At 46.0% G+C, this 23,103-nt stretch carries 20 protein-coding genes; 9 read left to right on the forward strand and 11 right to left on the reverse strand.

Annotated features, from left to right (window positions below):
* Positions 1–164: 164 nt before the first annotated feature.
* From LX69_RS03465 to LX69_RS03485, 5 genes are all read right to left on the reverse strand, one after another.
* Positions 165–2,177 (reverse strand): methyl-accepting chemotaxis protein, encoded by a 2,013-nt coding sequence (locus LX69_RS03465; RefSeq protein ID WP_111444428.1) that lies wholly within the window; start codon positions 2,175–2,177, stop codon positions 165–167.
* Between the two features lie 497 nt (positions 2,178–2,674).
* Entirely contained in the window at positions 2,675–3,421 is a 747-nt protein-coding gene (locus tag LX69_RS03470) for a glycosyltransferase family 2 protein (RefSeq protein ID WP_111444429.1), read from the reverse strand.
* Entirely contained in the window at positions 3,418–4,683 is a 1,266-nt protein-coding gene (locus LX69_RS03475; RefSeq protein WP_111444430.1) for a glycosyltransferase family 4 protein, read from the reverse strand. The genes LX69_RS03470 and LX69_RS03475 overlap by 4 nt, the downstream gene beginning before the upstream one ends.
* Positions 4,684–5,043: 360 nt before the next feature.
* Positions 5,044–5,796 carry an SH3 domain-containing protein gene (locus LX69_RS03480; protein ID WP_111444431.1) on the reverse strand — a complete coding sequence of 251 codons (753 nt, stop codon included), beginning with the start codon at positions 5,794–5,796 and terminating at the stop codon, positions 5,044–5,046.
* Positions 5,797–5,929: 133 nt separating this feature from the next.
* Complete coding sequence (locus tag LX69_RS03485) at positions 5,930–6,139, reverse strand: hypothetical protein (RefSeq protein ID WP_111444432.1); 210 nt, start codon at positions 6,137–6,139, stop codon at positions 5,930–5,932.
* A gap of 234 nt (positions 6,140–6,373) precedes the next feature.
* Between LX69_RS03485 and LX69_RS03490 the strand changes: the two genes are divergently transcribed.
* Entirely contained in the window at positions 6,374–7,636 is a 1,263-nt protein-coding gene (locus tag LX69_RS03490) for a sensor histidine kinase (RefSeq protein WP_111444433.1), read from the forward strand.
* A complete protein-coding gene (locus tag LX69_RS03495) occupies positions 7,629–8,318 on the forward strand; it encodes a response regulator transcription factor (protein WP_111444434.1) in 690 nt (229 codons plus the stop codon). The genes LX69_RS03490 and LX69_RS03495 overlap by 8 nt, the downstream gene beginning before the upstream one ends.
* Positions 8,319–8,387: 69 nt before the next feature.
* Here the strand turns inward: LX69_RS03495 and LX69_RS03500 are convergent, their stop codons facing one another.
* Positions 8,388–10,751, reverse strand: coding sequence for a penicillin-binding protein 1A (locus tag LX69_RS03500; RefSeq protein ID WP_111444435.1), 2,364 nt, complete (start codon positions 10,749–10,751; stop codon positions 8,388–8,390).
* 181 nt (positions 10,752–10,932) lie between these two features.
* On the opposite strand from LX69_RS03500, the gene LX69_RS03505 reads away from it, so the two are divergent.
* From LX69_RS03505 to polA, 4 genes are all read left to right on the forward strand, one after another.
* Positions 10,933–11,157 (forward strand): hypothetical protein, encoded by a 225-nt coding sequence (locus LX69_RS03505; protein ID WP_111444436.1) that lies wholly within the window; start codon positions 10,933–10,935, stop codon positions 11,155–11,157.
* A gap of 10 nt (positions 11,158–11,167) precedes the next feature.
* Positions 11,168–12,154: a DUF6976 family protein gene (locus tag LX69_RS03510; protein WP_221621263.1), complete on the forward strand. Its 987-nt coding sequence runs from the start codon at positions 11,168–11,170 to the stop codon at positions 12,152–12,154.
* 134 nt (positions 12,155–12,288) lie between these two features.
* A complete protein-coding gene (locus LX69_RS03515) occupies positions 12,289–13,038 on the forward strand; it encodes an RDD family protein (RefSeq protein WP_111444438.1) in 750 nt (249 codons plus the stop codon).
* A gap of 144 nt (positions 13,039–13,182) precedes the next feature.
* A complete protein-coding gene (gene polA / locus LX69_RS03520) occupies positions 13,183–15,951 on the forward strand; it encodes a DNA polymerase I (protein WP_111444439.1) in 2,769 nt (922 codons plus the stop codon).
* Here the strand turns inward: polA and LX69_RS03525 are convergent.
* The 3 genes from LX69_RS03525 to LX69_RS03535 all read right to left on the reverse strand — a co-directional run bounded on the left by LX69_RS03525 (position 15,945) and on the right by LX69_RS03535 (position 20,473).
* A complete protein-coding gene (locus LX69_RS03525; RefSeq protein ID WP_111444440.1) occupies positions 15,945–16,826 on the reverse strand; it encodes a DUF4249 family protein in 882 nt (293 codons plus the stop codon). The two genes, polA and LX69_RS03525, sit on opposite strands and share 7 nt — an antisense overlap.
* A gap of 6 nt (positions 16,827–16,832) precedes the next feature.
* Positions 16,833–19,163 carry a TonB-dependent receptor gene (locus LX69_RS03530; protein ID WP_146260628.1) on the reverse strand — a complete coding sequence of 777 codons (2,331 nt, stop codon included), beginning with the start codon at positions 19,161–19,163 and terminating at the stop codon, positions 16,833–16,835.
* A 74-nt stretch (positions 19,164–19,237) separates the two neighbouring features.
* A complete protein-coding gene (locus LX69_RS03535) occupies positions 19,238–20,473 on the reverse strand; it encodes a hypothetical protein (RefSeq protein ID WP_111444442.1) in 1,236 nt (411 codons plus the stop codon).
* A 183-nt stretch (positions 20,474–20,656) separates the two neighbouring features.
* Here LX69_RS03535 and LX69_RS03540 point away from each other — a divergent pair, with 183 nt between their 5' ends.
* Together LX69_RS03540 and LX69_RS17695 are read left to right on the forward strand one after the other, a co-directional pair.
* Positions 20,657–21,127 (forward strand): Dps family protein, encoded by a 471-nt coding sequence (locus tag LX69_RS03540; RefSeq protein WP_111444443.1) that lies wholly within the window; start codon positions 20,657–20,659, stop codon positions 21,125–21,127.
* A 39-nt stretch (positions 21,128–21,166) separates the two neighbouring features.
* The gene (locus LX69_RS17695; protein WP_170124219.1) at positions 21,167–21,307 is read left to right on the forward strand and encodes a hypothetical protein; all 141 of its coding nucleotides are present in this window, start codon (positions 21,167–21,169) and stop codon (positions 21,305–21,307) included.
* 203 nt (positions 21,308–21,510) lie between these two features.
* Here LX69_RS17695 and LX69_RS03545 read toward each other — a convergent pair whose 3' ends face one another.
* Entirely contained in the window at positions 21,511–21,819 is a 309-nt protein-coding gene (locus tag LX69_RS03545) for a hypothetical protein (RefSeq protein WP_111444444.1), read from the reverse strand.
* On the reverse strand, positions 21,816–22,058 hold the full coding sequence (locus LX69_RS03550) for a hypothetical protein (RefSeq protein WP_111444445.1): 243 nt from the start codon (positions 22,056–22,058) through the stop codon (positions 21,816–21,818). The genes LX69_RS03545 and LX69_RS03550 overlap by 4 nt, the downstream gene beginning before the upstream one ends.
* 155 nt (positions 22,059–22,213) lie before the next feature.
* On the opposite strand from LX69_RS03550, the gene LX69_RS03555 reads away from it, so the two are divergent.
* On the forward strand, positions 22,214–22,918 hold the full coding sequence (locus tag LX69_RS03555) for a phosphoadenylyl-sulfate reductase (protein WP_111444446.1): 705 nt from the start codon (positions 22,214–22,216) through the stop codon (positions 22,916–22,918).
* The last annotated feature ends 185 nt before the right edge of the window (positions 22,919–23,103 follow it).

Genomic DNA, 23,103 nt, shown 5'->3' on the forward strand with positions numbered 1-23,103 from the left:
CGCGCTTTTTTATCTTTTGTCTGCGAAGTTACATCTTTGCTTGGGGAGTCCTATAATCTTCATTATAAATTTACAGATTCAAAAGCGCCTCGCTTTCATGTTTTAGCATTGAAAACAAACAATAAAATACCCGCAGAAGTGATATTCTGCGGGCGTTTCAATATTTAGTTCATTTCGAGAATGAGTTCCTGTTTGAGTTTTTTGCGGTTGATGCCACCCGGTTTCTGAGGGGGGCGGTAGGAGAGGGGAGGTTCGTTAACCGTAATGGGGGCTGAATGTAGCTGATCGGTTTTGAAAAACCCGATCAGTTTGCTCAGCTCCTCGGCCTGTTGGGTGAGTTCTTCGGAGGTGGCGGCCATCTCTTCGGCTGATGCTGAGTTTTGCTGGATGATGCTCGATAGTTGGTTCACAGCCACGTTGATTTGCTCGGCACCACTTTGCTGTTGCAGGCTCGATGCTGCTATTTCATCCACCATGGCAGATGTTTTTTGCATTTCGGGTACCAACTGGTTGAGGATATCGCCCGCCTGTGTGGAGATGGTGACCCCTTGCGATGATAATTTTAAAATGTCGTCGGCGGCACCACGGCTCATTTCGGCCAGTTTGCATACCTCGTCTGCCACCACGGCAAAGCCTCGGCCATGTTCGCCGGCACGGGCAGCTTCCACGGCCGCATTTAGCGCCAATATGTTGGTTTGCATGGCGATGTTGTTGATGTTTTTTATTTTGTCGGCGATCTGGCTCATCGACTTTACTGTTTCCTGCACAATAAGATTCCCTTTTTCGATGTTTTGGCTCGATAGGGTAGCTGCACTGCTGGTTTTATAAGCGTTTTCGGCATTTTGGTCGATGGCCGATGCCATTTCTTCCATGGCCGACGACACCTCCTCGGCCGACGAGGCCTGCTCATTTGAGCCAATGGAGACTTTTTGGGCGGCCACGTTTAGTTCCTCGCTCGCCTGTGCCAGGGTTTGTATGCTCACGTTCAGATTGCTCACGATGTCCTTTAAGCGCTCACTCATCTGTTGCAAGGCAATCGCCAACACCCCTATTTCGTCGTGGCGATCGTTTACAATATGAACCGTGAGATCTCCTTCGGCAATGCGTTTGGCCATGGCTGCCATCTCTTTAATTTTGTTGATGATGGGGTTGAGCACCCAGCTCAGCAAGGCAAAAAAGAGCACCAGGCTAACCACCATGCCGATGAGCAATACGTTCATCAATCGTGAAATACGAGCGTAAAGGTCGTCGTTGTATATTGATGTGGAGATGTAACATTTGTAGGGTGCAAAATATTTGAAATACTGAGTTTTCATTTTGCCATCCTTGTTGTCGGGCCAGCGGTATTCGGTTTTAAATTCGTTGGGCGATGCTGTTTTTAATTGTTGAAAAAAGCTGGCTTCGGCCATATTTTTCCCTTCCTGGTTTGGATGGATCACAAAGGTTCCCGTTTCGTCTACAATGAATGGGTATCCATTGTTGTAATATTTTTTTGAGGCAAAAATGCCTTTCAATGTTTCGTAGTTCTTCTCGCGCACACCCACAAAGAGCATCCCTTTTACCATTCCGTCCATCACGATGGGCTGATAAGCAGTGAGGTACCAATCGTTCACCACCCAGGCACGTCCTCGGTAGGTTTCTCCTTTTTCAACGGTTTTGATGACGTCCGAATCGTTGGGAATAAAGGTGTTGATGGCTCTGCTGCCGTCATGGTTTTTAACGTTGGTGGCAATGCGAAGGTAGCCATCATCAATTTTTTGGAAAATGGTAACCGCTTCCACCGACTGCGACTGAATCAGATCCACCAATCGGTTGCTTCCATGGATGGTTTCGTTCCCGATGACCCAGCGATTGACGCTGTAGGCCTTTGTGCCTCCAGTGGATTGGTTGGTGCCATTAATCATTAACAGATCGGATGAGGCCTTCAGCGTGCCTGCACTTTTCATCATCTCCTGTGCCAGGTTCATTGAAATGTTGACCTGTTCCTGTTTCATCTTCACGTGGTCGTTCAAAATGGTGTGCAAGTCCTCCACGAGGTCGCGCATGCGTTGGTCGGTCTCAGTTACCAAATCGTGTCGAATGGTTTGAAACAGCGTGATGCCTAATGAGGTGAAGATGATTACCAGAATGCTGGCAATCAGTGTGTTGATGCGGGTTTTGAGTGTCATCCCTTTCATGCCTGAGGGTGTAATGGATTGTTTTTACTGATATTTAATTCTTGGGCAAATTGCTCCATCAGTAAATAACGGCAAGGGGTTATGTCTGCGAAAGTATTCGTAAAACAGATATGAAATGTATTTTTTACACCAATCGTTCTGACTTTTACGCCAAATGTTCAAAAGTTCAGGCAAGCGTTTAATGTGTTATGATATAGCGTGTTGTGATTAGGTAAAACAGGTATTAAATGCGCATATAAGGTTCTTTCCCTTGTATTTTCTGGCTTTTTGTAATTACAAGTGGATGTCGTTAAGTGAATGCGATTCACAAAAGAGACAAGAAGATGATTAGACTAAAGACAGATAGATTAGACTGAAGAGACGAAGAGAACGCATCTAAACATCTGTTTTCATCTCATCATCGTCTCATCGTCTTATGTCTTTTTCTCTTAACTAAACGACATTGAATTACAAGTGGAAAAAAAGTTTGATCCTGCCGGGTGTGATTCCGGTTGTGTTTAAAACCTTTTGTGTCGCAAAATGTACCCGATGAGGTTGATGCCCAGTGGGATGTGTGTGGCGATGGTTGGCAGTAATCCAAAATGTTGTCGCATAATGCGGAAACGTTCTTTGAGCCCCGGCACGATGTTTTTTTTAGTCAGACCGCCATCTAAGAAGTGTGACAGCACAAGTTGCGTGTTACAAATGTGTTGCGATTTTTTGAGCACCAGTAAACACCATTCGTAATCGGCCGAAAAGTGGTACTGAAGGTTGTAATAGGGTGCCAACGTTTTTTTGCAAATAAACGACTGGTGGCTCACGCGCATGCCATTGCGAAAGTCACGCCAGGTAAGTTTCGCCGGAGGTGTGAGGCGGCGCTTTCCTAACGCCTGCCCGTTATCATCAATCATCATCGTATCGCCGTAATACACATCGGCATTGGGGCAGGCGGTCAGCATACGCTCGATGACATCGGGCGAAGCGGGTTCGTCGCCCGAATTGATGAACCACAGGTAATCGCCCGTGGCCAGGTCGATGCCTTTGTTCATGGCATCGTACAGGCCTCGATCGGGTTCGCTGATCCACCGCGTGATAGATGCTTCGTGGCGGCGAATAATGTCAAGGGTTCCATCGCGTGAACCGCCATCAACCACAATGTATTCAATGCCTTTGTAATGCAAGGCTGCCACGCTTTGAATGGTTTTCTCCAGTGTGGCAGCGCCGTTGTAAACGATGGTGATGATGCTGATGACCGGTTGTGTCATGAATTGGCTAATGCTTGTCGGTAAATGTCGATGTAGCGGGCAGCCACTTTCTGTTCCGAATAATTGTCGAGGACCCGGGTGCGTGCTGCGTCGGCCATTTTATCGGTGTCGTTGATAAACAGGGTTTGGTAGATGCCGTTTGACAGACTCAAAGAGTTGCGCACTTCGCTCAGGTAGCCCGATTTTTCGTGTTCAATCATCTCGGGAACGCCTCCAATGCGGAACCCGATTACGGGCGTGGCACACGACATGGCTTCCATCACGGTGTTGGGCAGGTTGTCCTGTAACGATGGCAACACGTAAGCATCGGCTGCGCTATATAGCTGCACCAGCGTTTTGGTGTTGGTGATGTAACGCATAAAATGCGTTTTAAAGGGAATGTTGAGGTGCTCACCATGCTTGGTTTTTCCAAAAATGATGACTTCGAGCTTGTCGTGTAGTACCGGAAAATTATCGTGCAACAAGTTGAGGGCTTCCACCAGATAGCGGATTCCTTTACGCGGATCATTGATGTTGGCGGCACCAAACATGAGCAACTTTTTATCTGCCGGTAGTTTGAGCTTGGCGCGGCATTCCTGCTTGTCCATCGGATGGTAAAAGTCGGTGTCGATGGGGTTGGGAATCACCGTGCAAGGCTTGTTGCGGAACAACGTGCTTTCGCTGGCCAGCGATTTGAGCCATTTGCTGCAGGTGACAATGTGCAGGTTGGCCGATTTGTATATTTTCTTTTTGGTAGCTAATTGTTGCCACGAGAGGTCTTTGGCCGAAGGGTTTTTCAAAAATGGACAATGGCCGCACGATTCCAGAAATTCATGACAGTTGCCGTTGTAATGGCATCCGCCGGTGAAAGGCCACATATCATGAAGGGTCCACACCACGGGTTTACCCATGTTCAGAAGTTTTTGAATGCTGTTGAGCGACAAATACCCTTGGTTGACCCAGTGGAGGTGAATGATGTCCGCTTCTTTCACCAATGGATGCACCGACAAATCCATGCCTGTATTGGCCGGTGAAAAGGCAAATCGCTCGAGGGCACTTTTTTCGTATGGCCAAAAACGCAGGCGTTCCCATAAAAAACGGGCATAGGCCATTTTGTGTGACCACATGGTTTTGTTGGCCACTTCAACCAGCATGCCGTCCATGCCATCGGAAACCAACATGCGGGCATCAACGTTTTGGTTATGCAAGGCGGCGGTTAGTCGAAAGGCCGCTACAGCAGCTCCGCCCACGCTATCGCTCTTGTTGATCAATACTACTTTCACGATTGGTTGCTTTGGTTCGTTGTGAAGGTTGTGCAGATTTTTTCAGAAATCAAAATTATCCCATTTAATCGGACAAAACAAAGGTGGTGATGCTTTTGCCGTCTCGGTTCTCTTTCGGAATGAGACCTCTATGTTGTGTGGATTTGATTGCCGGCGCTTGTTTTGTGTTGATTCATTGCTTGATAGTCCTTTTTTCAGCGTTATCGATTCCTGTGGTGGGTGCCTGTGGATAATTTGACCAATGGCTGTTTTTTGTTGATGTTTAGCCCAAACATTGAGTGTGTTTATGACTTGGAGACGTAAAAAAGGCGCTCATTGAGCGCCTTTTTCGATAATCATGGTTTGTATTTAGAGTCATCGTTAATCGACCACATATACTTCCGATGAATCACTTTCGGATGCGACGACGGCTGTTTCGTCTTCTGTTTCTGCCTCATAATATTCTTCTTCACCACCATCAAGATAGCTAATCATTTCGTAAATGTGATCCATGAAAGCAGAATTGGAAAGGTCGCTGTTGTTGGCAATTTCACGAAGCATGGTCAGTTTTTTCTCGTCATTTTTTTCGTCAATGGCTGCCTTGGCAAAAACAGCCACGGCCATGTCTACATCAACGTATGAGAGATTTTCAGGTTTTATCCATCCTTTATCAATCCATTTGCCTTCGTTACTTTTGCCTGTCACTTCTATCCAACCTTCGTGGTCTCCATTTTTCACGGCTACAATGTCCATGGGGAGGAAGTTCTTGTCACTTTTGGTGAGCAGGTCGGGACGGTTGTAGAGAGGAGCTGAGTAAATGAGCACGGCCGGTTGGCTGTTGAGGACAATAAAATCGGCACGCACCCATCCTTCTTTGCCATCTTGAAGACCTACTTTGTAGTATTCAACGGGTTTTTTGCCCGATGAGTCGGTCGCCGATTCGTTTAGATAGGTCACTTTTTCGCCCAAGTTAATGGCGGTAATCCATTTGCTGCTTTCGTTGGGTTCTGTTCGCAGTGAAACTTTGTTCCAAACACATACGGCTGTGTCGGCTTCGCCGGATTTGCCCGAACCGCATGACGTTGTTAGTAGGCTCAGCACCATGAGGGTGAGCATCATGTTCAATAACTTCATAGGATATAAGTTTATTTTTAATTTGTTTAATGGTACAAATTTATGATTTTATTGTTTGTGGCAATGGGAGTAAGTTTCAACCAATAAAAAAACCCGAAGCATTCGCTTCGGGTTTTTTGGGGGTAATGACTCATTATTTTTGAGCCGCATCTTTTTTGCAACATGCTTTTTTCTCGGCTTTGTCGCATGCTTTTTTCTCTGCACTTGTGCAGTCAGCTGTATCTTTTTTACAGCATTTTTTTTCTTCTTTGGTGCATTCCTTTTTTGCAGGTTCTTGTGCAATGGCAGGAGCAACGGCAGCAACCATAAATGCCATCATGGCAGCAATCATCAATTTTTTCATGGCAACAATTTTAAAATATTTGATTCATTAACTTAAACAATCATGACCCAATTAGGGTTGAATTCGTTTTTGTAAAAATAAAGGAGTTTTAGGTGCGAAAATAGGTGTTTTGTGTTAAGTTGTTGTTAATGCTATTGTAGCACCCTTCTAATCCATAACTTTGCGTTTGCTTTTGTGCGTATAATCCGGGTATGCCGATGCAATGGTCGGTTATTTCCCTTTAGCATCTTGTCGATGGTTTTGAAGCGTTTGTTATCTTCCGGTACAGGTCGGTTTTCGGTTGTGGCCGTTTTTACGTTTGCTGTGTTGCTGCTATTGGTGGTTATTCAGGTCATCTGGATTCATCGTGCGGCCATGCTCGAGCAGAAAAATTTTAACTATCGGGTGGCCAAAGCCATGTACTGTGTCCGCGAGGAGATTGGGAAAAGGGCTGTCGATTGCCATCAAATGATGGATTATTTAAGCGGCAACAGCTGTCCTGACAAAATCAAGCAAAGTAAGGTTGCTGAAGTAGACAGCATTATTCGCACTAATTTGGAAGCTCATCACATTGAGCTGCAATACGAATTTATGATTGGCGATTCGGTTACCCTCTCTGCCATGTCTTTGCCTAAGCAGGTTTGTTATGTGCAGTCGCTCAATGGTTTGATACAAAAGGATGGCATCCGTCTCAACATGCGTTTTCCCGACCGTAATGAGTTCATCATGGCTCAAATGAAAGGTTGGTTTGTGATTTCTATTTTGTTTATTTTATTTGTGGCCGCTTCGTTTTTTATCACGCTGCGTATGTTCGTTCGACAGCAGGCACAATTGACTCATACCACTGATTTTATCAATAACATGGTGCATGAGTTTCAAACGCCGCTGGCCAATATGCGTTTGGCAGCCGGACTCATTCGTAAAAAGAACGATTTGCCGGTCTCATCAAAAATCAACGATTATCTTGATGTGATTGTCAATGAGAATAATAAGATGGAAGGCAACGTGAAGCGCATCCTTCAACTGGCCACGCTTCATCGTGAAGATCAATCTCTTGAACCTGTATCGATGCACTTGGTGGGCGACTCGGTGGTGCAGCAGTTTATGTTTCGGGTATCCAACAGCAATGGGAGCATTGAAACATCTTGGGATGCCGCCAACGACAAGGTGTTTGGTGCCTGGGAGCATTTTGAGTTGATGCTCTCCAATTTGATTGACAATGCATTGAAATATTCTATGGGAACGCCCCATATTCGCCTTACCTCGAAAGTCGACAACCATTTTATTGAGATAACGGTAAGTGACAACGGTATTGGCATCGATGCTCGTGAACTGCCTTTTGTTTTCGATCGTTATTATCGCGTCTCCACCGGCAATGTTCATAATGTGAAAGGTTTTGGCTTGGGGCTGGCGTATGTGAAAAAAATCACGGAACTTTATCATGGTAGTGTTGAGGTGTCCAGCCGTGTGGGTAAAGGCACCACTTTTACTCTCAAATTTCCGTTGGTTTATGTCTGATAACACGTCCATTCTTTTGGTTGAAGACGACCCTTCGATGGGTTTTTTGTTGGTCGATTTTTTGGAGTCGAACCGTTTTGAGGTCGTTCTGTGTGTCAATGGTCGCGATGGATTGGCGGCTTTTCAGAGTCGATCGTTCCATTTTTGCATTCTTGATGTGATGATGCCCGAAATGGATGGGTTTACCCTGGCCGAAAATATCAGAGCCCGTAATAAAACGGTGCCTATCATTTTTTTGACAGCAAGGACTTTAAAGGTCGATAAAATTAAGGGTTTCAACCTGGGTGTCGACGATTATGTGACCAAGCCTTTTGATGAGGATGAACTGCTTTGTCGCATCCGTGCCATTCTTAATCGGACGGGGCTACCCACTGTATCCGAAACCGATAGTGTTCATTCCATCGGTTCTTTTCGGTTTGATGCCGACAATCAATTGCTTGTCATCAATGAGGTGTCGCGTCGCCTGACCCAAAAGGAGAATGAAGTGCTCAAATATCTTTGCCGTCACAAAAACCAGGTGGTGCGACGCGATGATTTATTGGGTGCCGTTTGGGGCAAAATTGATTACTTCAACGGGCGCAGCATGGATGTGTTCATCACCAAACTGCGCAAATACCTTCAGGACGATCCTCGCGTCAACATCGAAAATATTCCCAAAGTCGGGTTTGTGTTGAATTGCTGAAAGTTAATTTTTTAATCGGGCGAATGTCTATTCTCTCATGCTTTGGCACTCTGCTGCTTAGTTCCTTTGTCACTTCTTTTTAAACAAATCCTTCATTTTATCCAGCAACGATTGACGCTCTTGTTCGCTTTTGGGTTTGTTTTCGTTTTGTTCTTTTCGCACAGTTGGGGTGGCAGGTTTGTCCTGTTTGTCGAACAGGCGTTCGATGAATCCTTTTTCCGGATTTTCGAGCACAAAAGGTTCGCAGTCGAAACGATACGCAAGGTATTCGGGCAGCGAGTCGAAACGTGCTTGTGAATACTTGTTGAAGCGCGGATCGGCCTCCACGCGTCTCATGAAACGGGCAAAAATGGGCAGTGCCGTGTGAGCGCCCTGTCCCAATGCTGTGCTGCGGAAACGGATGGCCGGGATGTCGTTGCCCACCCACACTCCGGCGACCAGAGTGGGCGTGCAGGCGATGAACCAGCCGTCGGTATTGTCCTGCGTAGTGCCGGTTTTCCCTATCAGATCGCTGTTGAGGCCATATACGCCCCGTAACGAACGGGCTGTGCCTTCGTTAATCACGCCTTTCATGATTTCGACCATGCTGCGCGCCACATCGGGGTCGAGCACGGTTTCCTGTTCTTTGAGTGCCGGATGTTTGTAAAGGACGTTCCCGTTCTTATCTTCAATTTTCAGTAAGCCAATGGGTTCTACCTTTTTGCCGTGGTTGACAAAGGGAGCATAGGCCTTCACCATTTCGTAGAGCGAAAGCGAAGCTGTGCCCAGCGCGATCGACGGGTAAGCCGGGATATCGCTGTCAATGCCCATGGCATGAGCCACGTCGGCAACCTCGTCGGGGCCTGTTTTGACAATGAGCTGCGCGGCAATGGTGTTCACCGAGTTGGCCAGGGCTCCCTTGAGCGTGTAGTAGCCTTCGTATTTGCCGTCGGAGTTGGCCGGCGACCAATTGTTGTATTCACGGTAGGTCTCCTGCACGTTGGGGTAGTAGTCGCAGGGTTCGGCGCCGTTGAGCAACGCAGTGGCATACACAAATGGCTTAAAGGTCGATCCCACCTGTCGTTGCGAGGTCACATGATCGTATTGAAAGGCTCGGTGATCCACACCGCCAATCCAAGCCAGGATGTAGCCGGTGCGGGCATCCATGGCCATGAAGCCGGTGTTGAGGATTTTTAAATAGTGCTTGATGGAGTCAATGGGGCTCATCTCCATAACTTTATATCCGTCGTGGGCGAGGATGTTCATTCTTACGGGACGCTTCATTTGTTTCATGATGTCGTCGTGACTCAGTCCCTGTTTTTTGGCTGCCGTGTATCGGTTACTTTTTCGGATGGCATCTTTCAATATGTTGGGCGTTGCGTGCCAGGGCTCTTTGTTTTTCCAATGATCATTAAATTCTTTTTGCAGCGCAGCCATGTGTTGTTGCGACGACTGGTCGGCATAATTTTGCAGGCGTGAGTCAATGGTGGTGTATATTTTGAGACCGTCGGTGTAGATGTCGTAGCGGTCACCATATTCATCGTTCAAAATTTCGACCGCTTTCACGCGGATGCGTTCTCTGAAATAAGGTGCCACGCCGCTGTTTTGGTCGATGCGGGTGTAGTTGACTTTCATCGGCGTGTTGCGCCATTTCTCAGCCTCTTCACTCGTCAGAAAGCGGTTGGTTTCCATGCGGGTGAGGACGATGTTGCGGCGAGCGGTCGATTTGTCGGGGTTTAGACGTGGGTTGTAAGCCGTGTTGGCCGCCAGCATCCCCACCAGGGTGGCCGATTCGGCCGGGTTGAGGAAGCGTGCCTTTTTACTGAAAAAACGTTGCGCGGCGGCTTCAATGCCGTAAATGTCCTCACCAAAGGGCACCGTGTTGAGGTACATGGCCAGGATGTCTTCTTTTTCGAACACTTTTTCGAGTCGGCCGGCAATGAATCCTTCGCGAATTTTGTTGACCGGCATTGACAGAATGCCCAGGTCGCGTCGCGGGTAGAGGTTCTTGGCCAGCTGTTGGCTGATGGTGCTGCCACCGCCCTGGGCTTTATCGCCAAACAAAAATGTTTTCACCACCACGCGCCCTATGCCAATGAAGTCGAGCCCCTTGTGTTCGAAAAATCGGCTATCCTCGGTGGCGATTAACGCGTCTTTTACGCTTTGTGGTATTTCCTGCTTGGGAATGGTTTGGCGGTTTTGAACGTAGTAACCCCCCATGATTTTTCCGTCAACAGAATAGACAATGGATGCCGTGTAGTTCTCAATTCCTTTCAGCTTGTCTGTTGAAGGCAGTTTGCCAAACACGCCAATGTAAACCATCAAAATCAGCAAAAAGAAAAAAGCTGTCATGGCAGCCACCACGCGTAGTGACCATATCAGTGCTTTGCGTTTCCAATTACCTGTTTTCTTCGTGTTTTTAGTTCCCTTGGGCTGTTTCTCCTTCAATGCCATTGTCCTAATTGTTTTTGTTGCCGCAAAGGTAAAAAGGAATGAAATCATTTGGCGTGAAAAATCATTAATTCAGCCCCCTTTTGTTTGTGCTGCTTTTCCCTACAAAAGGGGGGTTGATTTCTCTTTCTGACGGCGGTAACTTGGATTTCTGTATTGCATCTAACCTATAATTTTTCTGACTATGATTCCTAACTCAAGTCATCAACTGTGGAATGATTTGCTCACCGAAAAGCATCAACCCACTTTAAGTAGTTTGTCGTTGCAGATGAAACTCAATGCGCTCAAGTTTGCCGTCAAGTACAACAAAATTAGTCTTGACGAGGCCATTGAGGATTTGTATCGGTTTTGTGCCAATAATGCGCACATGTATCAAAAAGATGTTAACACGATTTTTAATCTTTCCTAACCTTAAGCTGATGAAGAATAATCAATTAATGTCCCTACCTGAAGTTAATGCATTGGTGCGGGATAATCACATTATGGTGCTGGCAGCCAATGAAAACGTACTTGCCCAGATTGAAAAGGGGCGTTGGATTGGCGGAACCATTCCTTATTTCATGGACGTGGAAGGGGGGTGCATGTCCAATGATAAAGTGTTTGTCACCGATTTGACGCATCTGGTGTCTGATGCTCGCATTCGTCGATATGATGATCGACAGTTGTTCGGACTAACTGCCGACAGGTATCGAAATGGTTTCTCGTGGTTGCTCGTGCCCGGGTTTTCTGATATTCACTTTCGCTTTGCCCTCGATGTGAACGATTATCCGGGGGTATTCGATGCCCCTCTGATGGGGTGGATTACCGGTGTCGATTTGGCTGATATTGGCAAGGTCTCACCCAAGATTCTGGATGGTGAGTCGGGGCAGTTTTATGACAACAGGGCCATTGCGCTTCATTGTCAGTTACCCGACAGTAAGTTTGCCAAGCTCGATATTGTCAACCTCTTTCAGCAGGGTGATGGCGATATCATTACGTTTCCCGAGAGCGGCTTTTCTGCCACACAATGCATGGTGAATGGCGAAAAAATGATTTTTGCCGATTATTTGAAGCAGCATAAAATCGACACTCGTCTCCCATTGGTGGCCAATTATAGTGGTGCCATGATCAACATCAGCATTCAGCAGGTTGATGATGGGAAGGTTTCTTTTTATGCCCCCGTGGTGAAGAATCAGGTTTATAAATTTGCCATGCCGGTGAAGGATTATGTGACTGATTTCAAAAAATTGATTCCTAAGTCTACTGCCAATGTGGTGGGTGCCTGTAATTGCATTCTCAATTATTTGTATTCCGATTTGGAGGGCAAAAAAACAGGCGCTCTGACCGGACCTTTTACTTTTGGTGAGATTGCTTATGTGTTAGTCAATCAAACGCTTTCTGTTTTATCTGTTGAATATTTGGTTTAGTGTTAGATGATTCATAGTTGGCATAGCCCGGGTTGTTTGCGACATCCGGGCTTTGTTTTTCGTTCGTTTGGGCTATTTTATTTATTTTTATCTGGCCACTGAGCCTGTTTTATGTTCTAATCTAATCCTGTTTTATGAATCCTGCTGGTTGGTGTCGTCGTGTCGCTGCATTTTTATTGGATTTGTTTATCCTAGCGCTGGTATTGATGTTGTTAGCTATGATATTTATGGATTCCCTGGTTCGATTGGTGCCCGGTAGTTCTCTTTTTAGTTGGGTGTGGCTGTTGGTGGCAATGGGGGCAATAGGGATGTTTTTGTGTCGCGATGCTTTTGATGGGGTCAGCATTGGCCGATTCGCTTCCGGCATTGTGGTGCGTGATGTATTTATCCCGCATCGTTCTCCGGGGACTTTTCGATTGATGCTGCGTAACCTGTTTGCTTTATTGTGGCCTTTGGATTTGTTATGGGTGGTGATGCGTCGCGATGGTCGTCGATTGGGCGATCGTTTCGCCCGAACCGTGGTGCTTTATTCTTCACAAAGAGCCATGCGTTTGGTGCGTCTTGGTTTGGCTGCGGTGGTTGTTTTATCGGTTTTTAGTTTTTTTCTCGTTACTCCCGAAACTTTCTTGATGAGGTCGGAGCCTTACGCCGTGGCTTCAGCATTTTTAAAGAGCGATGCTCAGATAGATGAAATTGCCGGTGGTGTGAAGCAGCTGGGCTGGTTTGCCTCCGGTCAACTTTCGGTGGTCGATGGCATTGGCCAGGCCAAAGTGCGCATGCTGGTTGATGGGGATCGACGCGATGTGATGGTCGATGTCAGATTGTGTCGTGATGTTAAAGGTAATTGGGAAGTGGTTGGGTTTAATCATCACTATGATTGGTGAGTGTGCTTTTTATTGTCGTCGTTTGCTTTCTTCTGTCTCTATGTGATGTTTTCTTGCATTTGGTGGTGCGGCTGCTTTATTGATAGGCTTTGTTTGCCGTTTGTTTATTTTTCCCCATTTTCACCTTCTTAAAAATAATCCGTCATGGGTGAAACTTCTGCTAAACGTCTTTATCTTCTGGATGCTTACGCGCTGATTTATCGCGCTTATTATGCTTTTATCCGCAATCCTCGTGTGAACTCAAAGGGTGCGAATACTTCTGCCGTTTTTGGGTTTCTGAATTCTCTGCTCGAAATTATGACCAAGGAGAAACCCTCGCACATTGCGGTGGCTTTCGATCCTTCGGGGCCGACTTTTCGGCACGATATGTACCCCGAGTACAAAGCACATCGCGATGAAACGCCTGAGGATATCAAGCGTGCCGTGCCTCTCATTAAAGAGATGCTTAAGGCTTTTCGTGTGGCTGTGATTGAGCAGCCCGGATACGAGGCTGATGATGTGATTGGTACTTTAGCGAAGCAGGCCGAAGCTCAAGGTTTTGAGGTGTTTATGGTGACGCCCGATAAGGACTATACTCAGTTGGTCACCGATCGGATTTGCATCTATAAGCCCGCTGCGATGGGAAATGGCGCGGAGATTATCGGGGTGCCTCAGGTTTGTGAAATTTTTTCGGTGCAAGAGCCTGCTCAGGTGATTGATATCCTTGGATTGTGGGGCGATTCGGCTGATAATATCCCCGGGTGCCCGGGGATTGGGGAGAAAAAGGCCAAAGAACTAATTTCAGCTTATGGTTCAATTGATGCCATTTATGATAATATTGATCAACAAAAAGGGAAACAGAAGGAGAAGTTAATAGAGTTTCGTGCACAGGTTGAGTTGTCGCGTCATTTGGCCACCATTTGTACCGATGTGCCCTTGTCGTGGAGTGATGAGTCATTGGTGTTTCAAAAACCGGATTTTGACTTGCTTAATCCTTTGCTCGATGAGTTGGAATTTAAAAACCTGGCCTCGCGCATTCGTGAGTTGTTTATGCCTGCTCCCCGTCAAGCCACCCTATTCGATATGGCGGTGCCTGCTGAACATCATGCGCCTTCATCGTTTAAAACCATTGCTGACGTTGCGCACCAATATTATCTTGTGGAAGGCGAATTGGCCTTGATGTCACTGTTGGCCGAGATGAGTGTGCAAAAGCGCATTTGCTTCGATACCGAAACCACGGGGCTCGATACGGAGCGTGACGAACTGGTGGGGCTTTCATTTTGTTGGAAACAGGGTGAAGCCTGGTATGTTCCGGTGCCTTCAAGTCGTGATAAGGCTGATGAATTACTTTTGTTGTTTAAACCAATACTTGAGGACGGTTCTATTCTTAAAATTGGTCAAAACCTTAAGTTTGATATGCTGATGCTGCGCCGTTACGGCATTGATGTGCAGGGGCCATTTTTCGATACCATGGTGGCGCATCATCTTTTGCATCCGGGGTTGAAACACAATATGGATTTCCTGGCTGAGACTTACCTTAATTATCGACCGGTGGCCATCGAGGAGTTGATCGGGAAAAAAGGAAAGGGACAAGGCAGTATGCGTCATGTTGCTTTAGATAAAATTAAGGAATATGCTGGTGAAGACGCTGATGTCACATTTCAGTTGTACCAGAAATTGTCTGTTGAACTCAGTGAGGCTGGTCTTGCGACATTGTTTGATGAGGTGGAAATGCCTTTAATGAAGGTGCTTGAAAAAATGGAACACGCCGGCGTGCGGGTCGATGCCGGGGAATTAAATCGTTTTGCCGGGGAATTGCGTGCTCGCATCGAATCCATTGAACAACAAATTTTTGAGCTCGCAGGTGAGGTGTTTAATATCGCCAGTCCAAAACAGGTGGGTGAGCTGCTTTTTGATCGTTTGTCGCTCGATCCCCAAGCTAAAAAGACCAAAACGGGGCAATACAGTACCGATGAGGAGACCTTACAAAAACTGAAAGGTAAGCATCCCATTGTGGATGAAATTCTGACGCATCGTGGGTTAAAGAAGCTTTTGTCGACATACGCCGAGGCTTTGCCGACTTTGATTAATACTAAAACCGGTCGGATTCATACATCATATAACCAGGCTCTTGTGGTGACGGGGCGTTTGAGTAGCAACAATCCCAATCTGCAAAACATTCCCATTCGTGATGAGGACGGGAAGGAAATCCGCAAGGCTTTTGTGGCTGCTGATGATAATCATCTGTTCCTCTCGGCTGACTACTCTCAGGTTGAGCTTCGCATTATGTCGCACATGAGTGACGACGAACATCTGATTGAAGCGTTTAAGCGCGGTGAAGACATCCATGCGGCCACGGCTTCGCGCATTTATAATGTGCCGGTCGCTGAGGTGACTTCCGACATGCGGCGCAAGGCCAAGACAGCCAATTTTGGCATTATTTACGGGATTTCGGCTTTTGGGTTGTCGGAACGATTGGGGATTCCTCGAGGAGAGGCTAAGGCTTTAATTGATGGTTATTTTGAGAGTTTTCCCGGTGTGAAGCGTTTTATGGATGCCTCCATTGCCACTGCGCGTGAACTGGGTTTTGTCACCACCCTGAGTGGTCGCAAACGTTATTTGCCTGATATCAATTCTCGTAATGCTGTGGTTCGTGGCGTGGCCGAGCGTAACGCCATCAACGCACCCATTCAGGGAACTGCGGCTGACATTATCAAAATAGCCATGGTTCGTATTGATAAGGCCTTTCAGGAGCATCATATTCAGTCAAGAATGATACTTCAGGTACATGATGAATTGAACTTTGACGTGCTGCGCGAGGAGCTTGACCTGGTAAAAGAAATTGTTCGACGTGAAATGGAGTCTGCATTCGAATTAAAGGTGCCGTTGGTTGCTGATATGGGGCAAGGTAACAATTGGTTAGAAGCTCACTGATTTTCTTGGCCTGTATATATTAATATTCTGTTGGTGGCAATTCCTGTCCAACGACCAATCCCTCCTTTAATGTTTGTTTCCAGTCGGGAACCGTTAAAGGAAAAGGGATTGTCCATGCTGGCATGATCGGTAAAAAGGCTTTTCAACACCCTGAAAGATGTGGCATCAGTGGCTCCTATTTTAACATAGACGGTGTCGTCAATGGCATATTGATATCGGGGCCATTTGTAGTAGGGGTGGCTTTGAGGGTCGCTCAGGTAGAGGTTTGTTTCCCTTACGCGCCACACGGGTAAATCAAAAGGGGCGTGGGTGGGTTGAACCTGGTAGCAAGGCATAAACGAGGCATGGTAGTTTTCTTTGCTCTTGAGTGATTTAACCTGTGTATATAAATAGATGGTTGAATCAATCGAGGGGGTGATGAGCGCGTTTAAAATCCCGCTGCTATCGGTCGATGCATTCATGCTCAGTTTTATGGGATTTGGGTTTTTGGGAATGGTGGTACTCGCCTCAAGTGTTTTGCCTTTTACTTCAATTTTTATGTCATAACGAACATCTGATTTCCCTTTGATGGCAACGCTTTTATACACAAAGGGAGGGAAAAACTGTTTTTCACGATAAAGGGTGAGGATCTCTGATTCTCCTTCGGAGGAGGTGAGGGTAATTTTGGCATAGTTGAGAAAGGTGTTGCGAATAGATGCCGAGTCATAATGCGTCAGGAATGGGGAGCTCTGTGTGAGAAAGATATGTGCTGACTGGTCGCTTTCAATCCAACCATCCACCACAATTTGAGGTTGATAGTCGGGTTGGTCTATGTCTATTTCTTTGGAACAGCTAAGAGCTAATATGCTAAATAATAGAATCAAGATGTGTCTCATGTCATCTTAAAATTTAAATCGCCAACTTACTGATGGCATGATGGGGAAAAGGGAAATTTGGGTGGCACGGATGTCTATGTCGTATTGCGATGTTCCTTTGTACACTTTGTAAAACATGAAGTAGGGGTTGGCTCTGCTGTAAAGGTTGATGATAGAAAAGTTGAGAATGGATTCCTTAAACCGTTTTGATTGAAATGTTCGATTCACCGAGAGATCGAGTCGGTGATAGGGCGGGAAACGGAAGTTGTTGTACCCGATATAATCGTTCATCACGCTGCCCATCATCCACCATCGGCCACTGGGCAAGGTGGTGGTGTTACCGGTTGCAAATATCCATACCATCCCGATATCCCACTTCGGGTTGATTCTGTAATTGGACGTCAAGTTTAAGTCATGTCTTCGATCGTATTTATCGTCAAACCATTGACCGTTGTATATGTCAGGAAACGATCGCCTCGATTGAGCCAACGAGTAGTTGATTGAACCTGTCCATAGGCCTTTCTTTTTTGACAGGGAAATATCGGTTCCGTATGCAAATCCTTCTCCATGAAAAAAGTCATCTTCAAAGTTTTGGCGTTCTTCTTTGCTCTGATTGACTTTATAAATAAGTTGGTTGTCAAGATATTTTCCGTAGGCTTCAATTGATAGCTCTATCTGTTTGTGTTTAAAATAGTAGCCTGCCGAAAGTTGGTAACTGTTTTCGGGGCGAAGACGCGGTGTGGCACTGACCCATAAGTCGTTGGGTAAGGGAATGGAACTGATGGAAGCCAGATGTACCTGTTGCACATTTTTTGAAAATGCTGCTTTAATCCATTCATTTTCCCGTGTTTTAACGGAAAGTGCCACTACCGTTGACCAATACATATAGTTTTTTGCTTGATTCCATGCCGCTATGTCAGTGTCGGTTTCATCGGCGTGGTGGTATTGGTAAGGACCCAGGCATTGGTTTGTCCCTACTCGAATGCCTGCATATAGCTCTGTTTGGGGCGTGAGCTTGATTTTATCTCCTGCATAGATGCTCATGATTGCATTTCGAAACGATGTTTCACGTTTGATTGAATCATTGATGTAAATGTATCGGAAATCTTCAGGAGTGGTTGATTGATAACTTGTTTCGAGTCCAAAATCACACAGATGCGCTTCGTTTGAATATGTCCATTGGTTTTTTTGGTTCCATTGTGTCATTCGACTGTCTATGCCAATGAGATTCTCGAGCAAGCTGCCTTCAAAACCTGAATAGGCATGGGTCACGTCGATACTGTGTTTCATCACCATCCCTCTTGGGGTGGTATGTCTGAATGACAGTGCGGCACATCGGTTGCCCCATTGGGTGCCGGCGTTGTAGGTGATGCCCGGGTTTTTGATGTAAAAATCGTCGTTTCCCAGGTACCAACTTAGCGATAACTGCGACGAATAACCCATTTTGAAGTTGATTTTTCCGTTCCAGTCGTAAAAGGCATAGTGGTTTGTTTTGAAGTAGTTTTTTTCATTTTTCATAAATAATGAGGCCACTGCGCCCAGTCCTTCCAGATAACTACGTCTGAAACCCGTGATCAGACTTATTTTGTTATCCTTCGAAATCGTTGACCACACCACATTTGAGCTGATGTTGCCGATGTGCCCTTCCACTCCCTGGCTCTCGGGTTGGGGTGTTCTGCTTCTGACGGCGATGGTCGATGAGAGCCGTCCTTGCATGTGTATGGGTGCATGCCCTTTGTGTATTTCTGCTTCGCCTGTCGTGAGAGGGTTAAACACTGAGTAGATGCCCATGAGGTGCGATGGGTTCAGCAGCTCCATGTCGTCGAGCAAAAAGAGGTTTTGACCGGCACCACCTCCTCTCACGAAAACCCCGCCATGTCCCTCGCTCACCGACTGAATCCCGGCGGTCAGCTGCACCGCTTTGATAACATCCGATTCTCCCAAAAAGGTTGGCAACCCCAATATTTCTTTCTGACTTAGGGTTTGTTTGCCGGCAAAGGTTTGTTGGATGCCACTCTTGCCTTGACTGATGATGATAACTTCGTCGGTGCGTATGTTTTTTGGGGTGAGATTTATTGGTATCTCTTGGGTCGTATTGGCAGGAACCGAGATCCAGGCCGTTTCGTAGGCGGCGTGCGACACTTCCAGAAGAATAGTTGTTTGCTCGGTATTGTGGTATAATATAAAACGGCCGGTTGAGTCGGTGGTTGTGCCTTCATGGCTATGTGCAATTCTCACCGTTGCCAGACCAATCCCGTGGCCTTGTTCCGTGACCCGTCCTTTGATGTAGGGTTGTGAAACTAACGCTCCACACACGATGAAGAGCATAGTAATATTGGTGAAAAGATAGCGAACCATGTGGTTTGTTTGTTGAAACAAAAAAAGATTGAAAGCGAAGGCTTTCAATCTTTTCGTAGTATGATATTATTGTTTTAGTCAATATCAAGATCTGTTTCGTAGTTATTGTTGATGGAATCTACCAGCTCGTTTACATCGTTAATGAAATCGGTAAAGCCCTTACCAAAAAATGAGTCATCTACTTTTGAACCATCGGCAAACTCCATGGCCATATCGTTAGAATAGTAAGTTGTTTCACTCCACTCGTCATATTCTTCGTCGGTAAAGAATTTGCATTTGCAAATGATGTCGTTGCTGTCGTAATACTTAACTGCCAAATTTACATAGTTGTTGAGCATGGACGTGCCTTTATTGGCTTGCTCTTCATCTACATATAATTTGGTGATCATCGTTTCGTTGTTTTTCATATCATTCAGCATGCCATTGATGTTGATGCTGCCTTCGGCCTTAAAGTTGCCCACGGCAATGTACATCAGGGTGCTGTTGACCACATCTTGTTCCAGCATATTCGAATCTTCTCCCTCCATGGTGTTGCTGGCATCGTTGTAGTTGATATTTCCATTCACTTCGAAATAATAGGAGATGATGTTCGAGGTTCCTTTTTTAAAAGCTTGTTCCATTGATACCTTCGAGCCGTTGTTGGTGATGGTGTTTGATAATTCATAACCTTCGGTGAACAACAAGCTTTCTTTCAGTAACGTAGGTTCGTCGTTGCTGTTGTATTCACCTATTATTGAGAACGTGAGGATGGCTGTGTTGTTCGATTTTACGGTCATGGTGACCGATTTCAGCAATTCATACACATCTTCGGTTATTTTTGATGGAACCGATGTTTTCAAATTGTTGATGGTAAAGCTTAAATCGTTGGTCGAGCTGCCCTCGGAGGGAAACAGATAAGTGATTTCGCCTGTATTTGTTGTTTTAACAAAGTCATTTTTGGCAGGTGTCCAGGTGTAAATACCCGCTTGTTCGTTAAACTCCATCTGAGATTGAGTTAACGCAGCTGCAACTTTCAGGGGCAGTTGGGTGTCGTTTTCACTGGCCAATGCTGCCATCGCCTTTGTTGCTGACAGGTTTGCATTGTCGTTGTTCATCAATTCCATAAACGCTTGTGCTGCTTTTACGGCTTGAAGATTTGAAATGCCTTCCATTTCTTGAATAACTGCTATGCCATCTTTTTCAAGATTCGCTTTGTGTTGTTCAACTGTTTGATCTGAAAAAGTTTCCCCTTTTTCATCATCTTTTCCACATCCGGTCATCAACACAGTGCCTGCAAATAACAGTGCTGTGTAAAAAAGTGTTTTTTTCATACGAATTAAAGTTTTAAAATTTCGTGTGTGAAAATAGAGTTTTGTTCCGTTGTTTGCTCTTTTATTTTGACGGATGCTATTAAATTTTTGATGTTTTTCATCCTCCCCTGAACAATTCCCCCATTCAAATTGTCATCAATGAAAGAGAATGATTCTTAGTTGATAAATTTAAAACATCACATCATGAATGCAATCGGATTAAACATCGACAAATCGGCCGCATTGGCTGTCAAATTAAACCATTTACTGTCGGCCTATCAGGTCTTTTACATGAATGCCCGCGGCTTTCATTGGAACATCAAGGGCGAGAAATTTTTTGAACTCCACCTGAAGTTTGAGGAGCTTTACAACGATTTTCAGCTAAAGATCGATGACATCGCTGAGCGCATCCTCACCCTGGGCAAGGAGCCGCTGCATACTTACACCGACTATCTGGCGGTCAGCGTGGTGAAGCCCGTGAGTGGCGTTTCCGACGGCAAAACAGCCGTGGAAAACATCCTCGACGGTTTTCAAAAAGTACTGCTGTTGCAACGCGAACTCCTCGCCATGGCTGCCGATGCCAACGACGAAGGCACCAACGCCCTGATGAGCGATTACATTCGCGAACAGGAAAAATTGGTTTGGATGTATTCGGCTTATCTCAATCGGGGGTAATTTTTCGGTTCTATGTCGAATTCTGTGGTTAAACAAAATATGAAAGTACGAAATCAACACAAAGTAACTAAGCCGCCTTCGGAAAATGGCGTTAAAAAAATCATAGGCCTGAGCGTTAAAAAAGATGCGCTGTTTGAGCATGCGAGTTCGCAGATTTTAGAGAAGGCCTATGATTTTTAGCCATTTTACGTCAGCGGCGGCCTTTTTTGCTTACTTTTTGGGGCTGTAGCCAAAAAGTAAGAGCCCGCCCGGCTTGAGGGCACGAAATATTGGGGTGTCTGAATTTATACTTATGATTACCCACACAAATCAGAATAGAGCCAATTTTTCATTCCACCCATCAACAACAAGCCCGGCGCGAAAAATATTCGTGTCGGGCTTTGCTATTTGGAGTTTTGTTGTCGTCCCTTGTCGGGGTTGCGACTGGTGTGTACAACCCCTTCTACCACCACCAGCTGAAAGGCGTTATCTATTCGATAGTGAATCAGGTAAGGGAATTTGCCCATGGGCATGCATCGCACCGTGTGATATCGCACGGCAAACAAGTGGCAGCAGTTGGCCAACAGGGTCGATTTTCTTTTAAACAGAGTCATGAACTCATCGCCCAAGCCGGGGTGATGGTCGTTGTACCATTCAACGGCTTCTTTCACGTCATCGTATAGACGCGGGTTGTAAACAATGGTGTAAATCATTTACCCGACTGCAGTTGTTGTTCTAGTTGCTCCCACGTCAGGTATTTGTCGGGTTGCTTTTCGTATGCCCGGATGCGTTCCATCACCATCATTTGTTGCGCTTCGGGGATGGTGTAGGTTTTGCTGGTGGGATCTGTTTCTAAGATGTCGAGCAGGGTTTCTTTTTCGTCGGGTGCCAGGGCTTGTATTTTCTCAAGCAGTTGTTTGAGGTGGTCGGGGGTGGGGGTGCTGCGGTTCATGGCTTGTTTCTTTTTTTTGCTAAATTATGCCTTTTCTTCTGGCTTGTCAATTTTTAATTCCTCATTTCGGCTTCTCTTGTGGTATGAATTATTCGTGTGTCGGGCACTGTTTAAGCATCCCAATTTTCGTATTTTTGGGGGCAAATCCATTCATTATGCAACAGTCCGATATTCAAATACTCAACGAGCGGTTTCGCAACAGCGACCCGCAAACCATTCTGACCTATTTTATTGAGCACTTGGGCAGTAAAATTGCCCTTTCGTCGAGCCTGGGTGCCGAAGATCAGGTGCTCACCCACATGGTGGCCGGCATCCATCCCGAAACCAAAATTTTTACCCTCGACACGGGGCGTCTTTTTCCCGAAACGTACGACCTCATTGACCGCACCTCCAAACGCTATAAAATCAACATTCAGGTTTATTTTCCCGAGGCCGAAAAAGTGCAGGAAATGGTCAACAAGCACGGCATCAACCTGTTTTACGACAGCATCGAACACCGCAAACTCTGTTGCGGCGTGCGCAAGCTCGAGCCCCTCAAACGCGCCTTTGCCGGCCTTCAGGCCTGGATTTGCGGCCTTCGTGCCGAGCAATCCGTGACCCGCCAGCAAATTGGTGTGGTAGAGTGGGACGAAGGCAACAAACTCATCAAAATAAACCCCCTGGCCCACTGGACCGAACAACAGGTGTGGGACTACATCAAGGCCAACAAAATTCCCTACAACCCCTTGCACGACAAGGGCTATCCCAGCATTGGCTGCCTGCCCTGCACCCGTGCCGTGATGGAGGGCGAAGACGTGCGTGCCGGCCGCTGGTGGTGGGAAAACCCCGACACCAAAGAGTGTGGACTGCACAAGAAATAACTGTCGCTGTGGGCGATGTTAAAGGCTGATGACGTTTGTTCATCAGCCTTTTTTAGCGTCCCGTGCGGCAGGGGAACGTTTGGTTTTTATTTTTTGATGCTGATGAAATTATAATATGATGCGCATTAAAAAATATTTTCATGCGCATCAAAAAATATAATGATGCGCATGAAATTTATTACCTT

Origin of the sequence: Breznakibacter xylanolyticus (genome assembly GCF_003254275.1) — a bacterium.
In the GTDB taxonomy this organism is placed as follows: Bacteria; Bacteroidota; Bacteroidia; order Bacteroidales; family Marinilabiliaceae; genus Breznakibacter; species Breznakibacter xylanolyticus.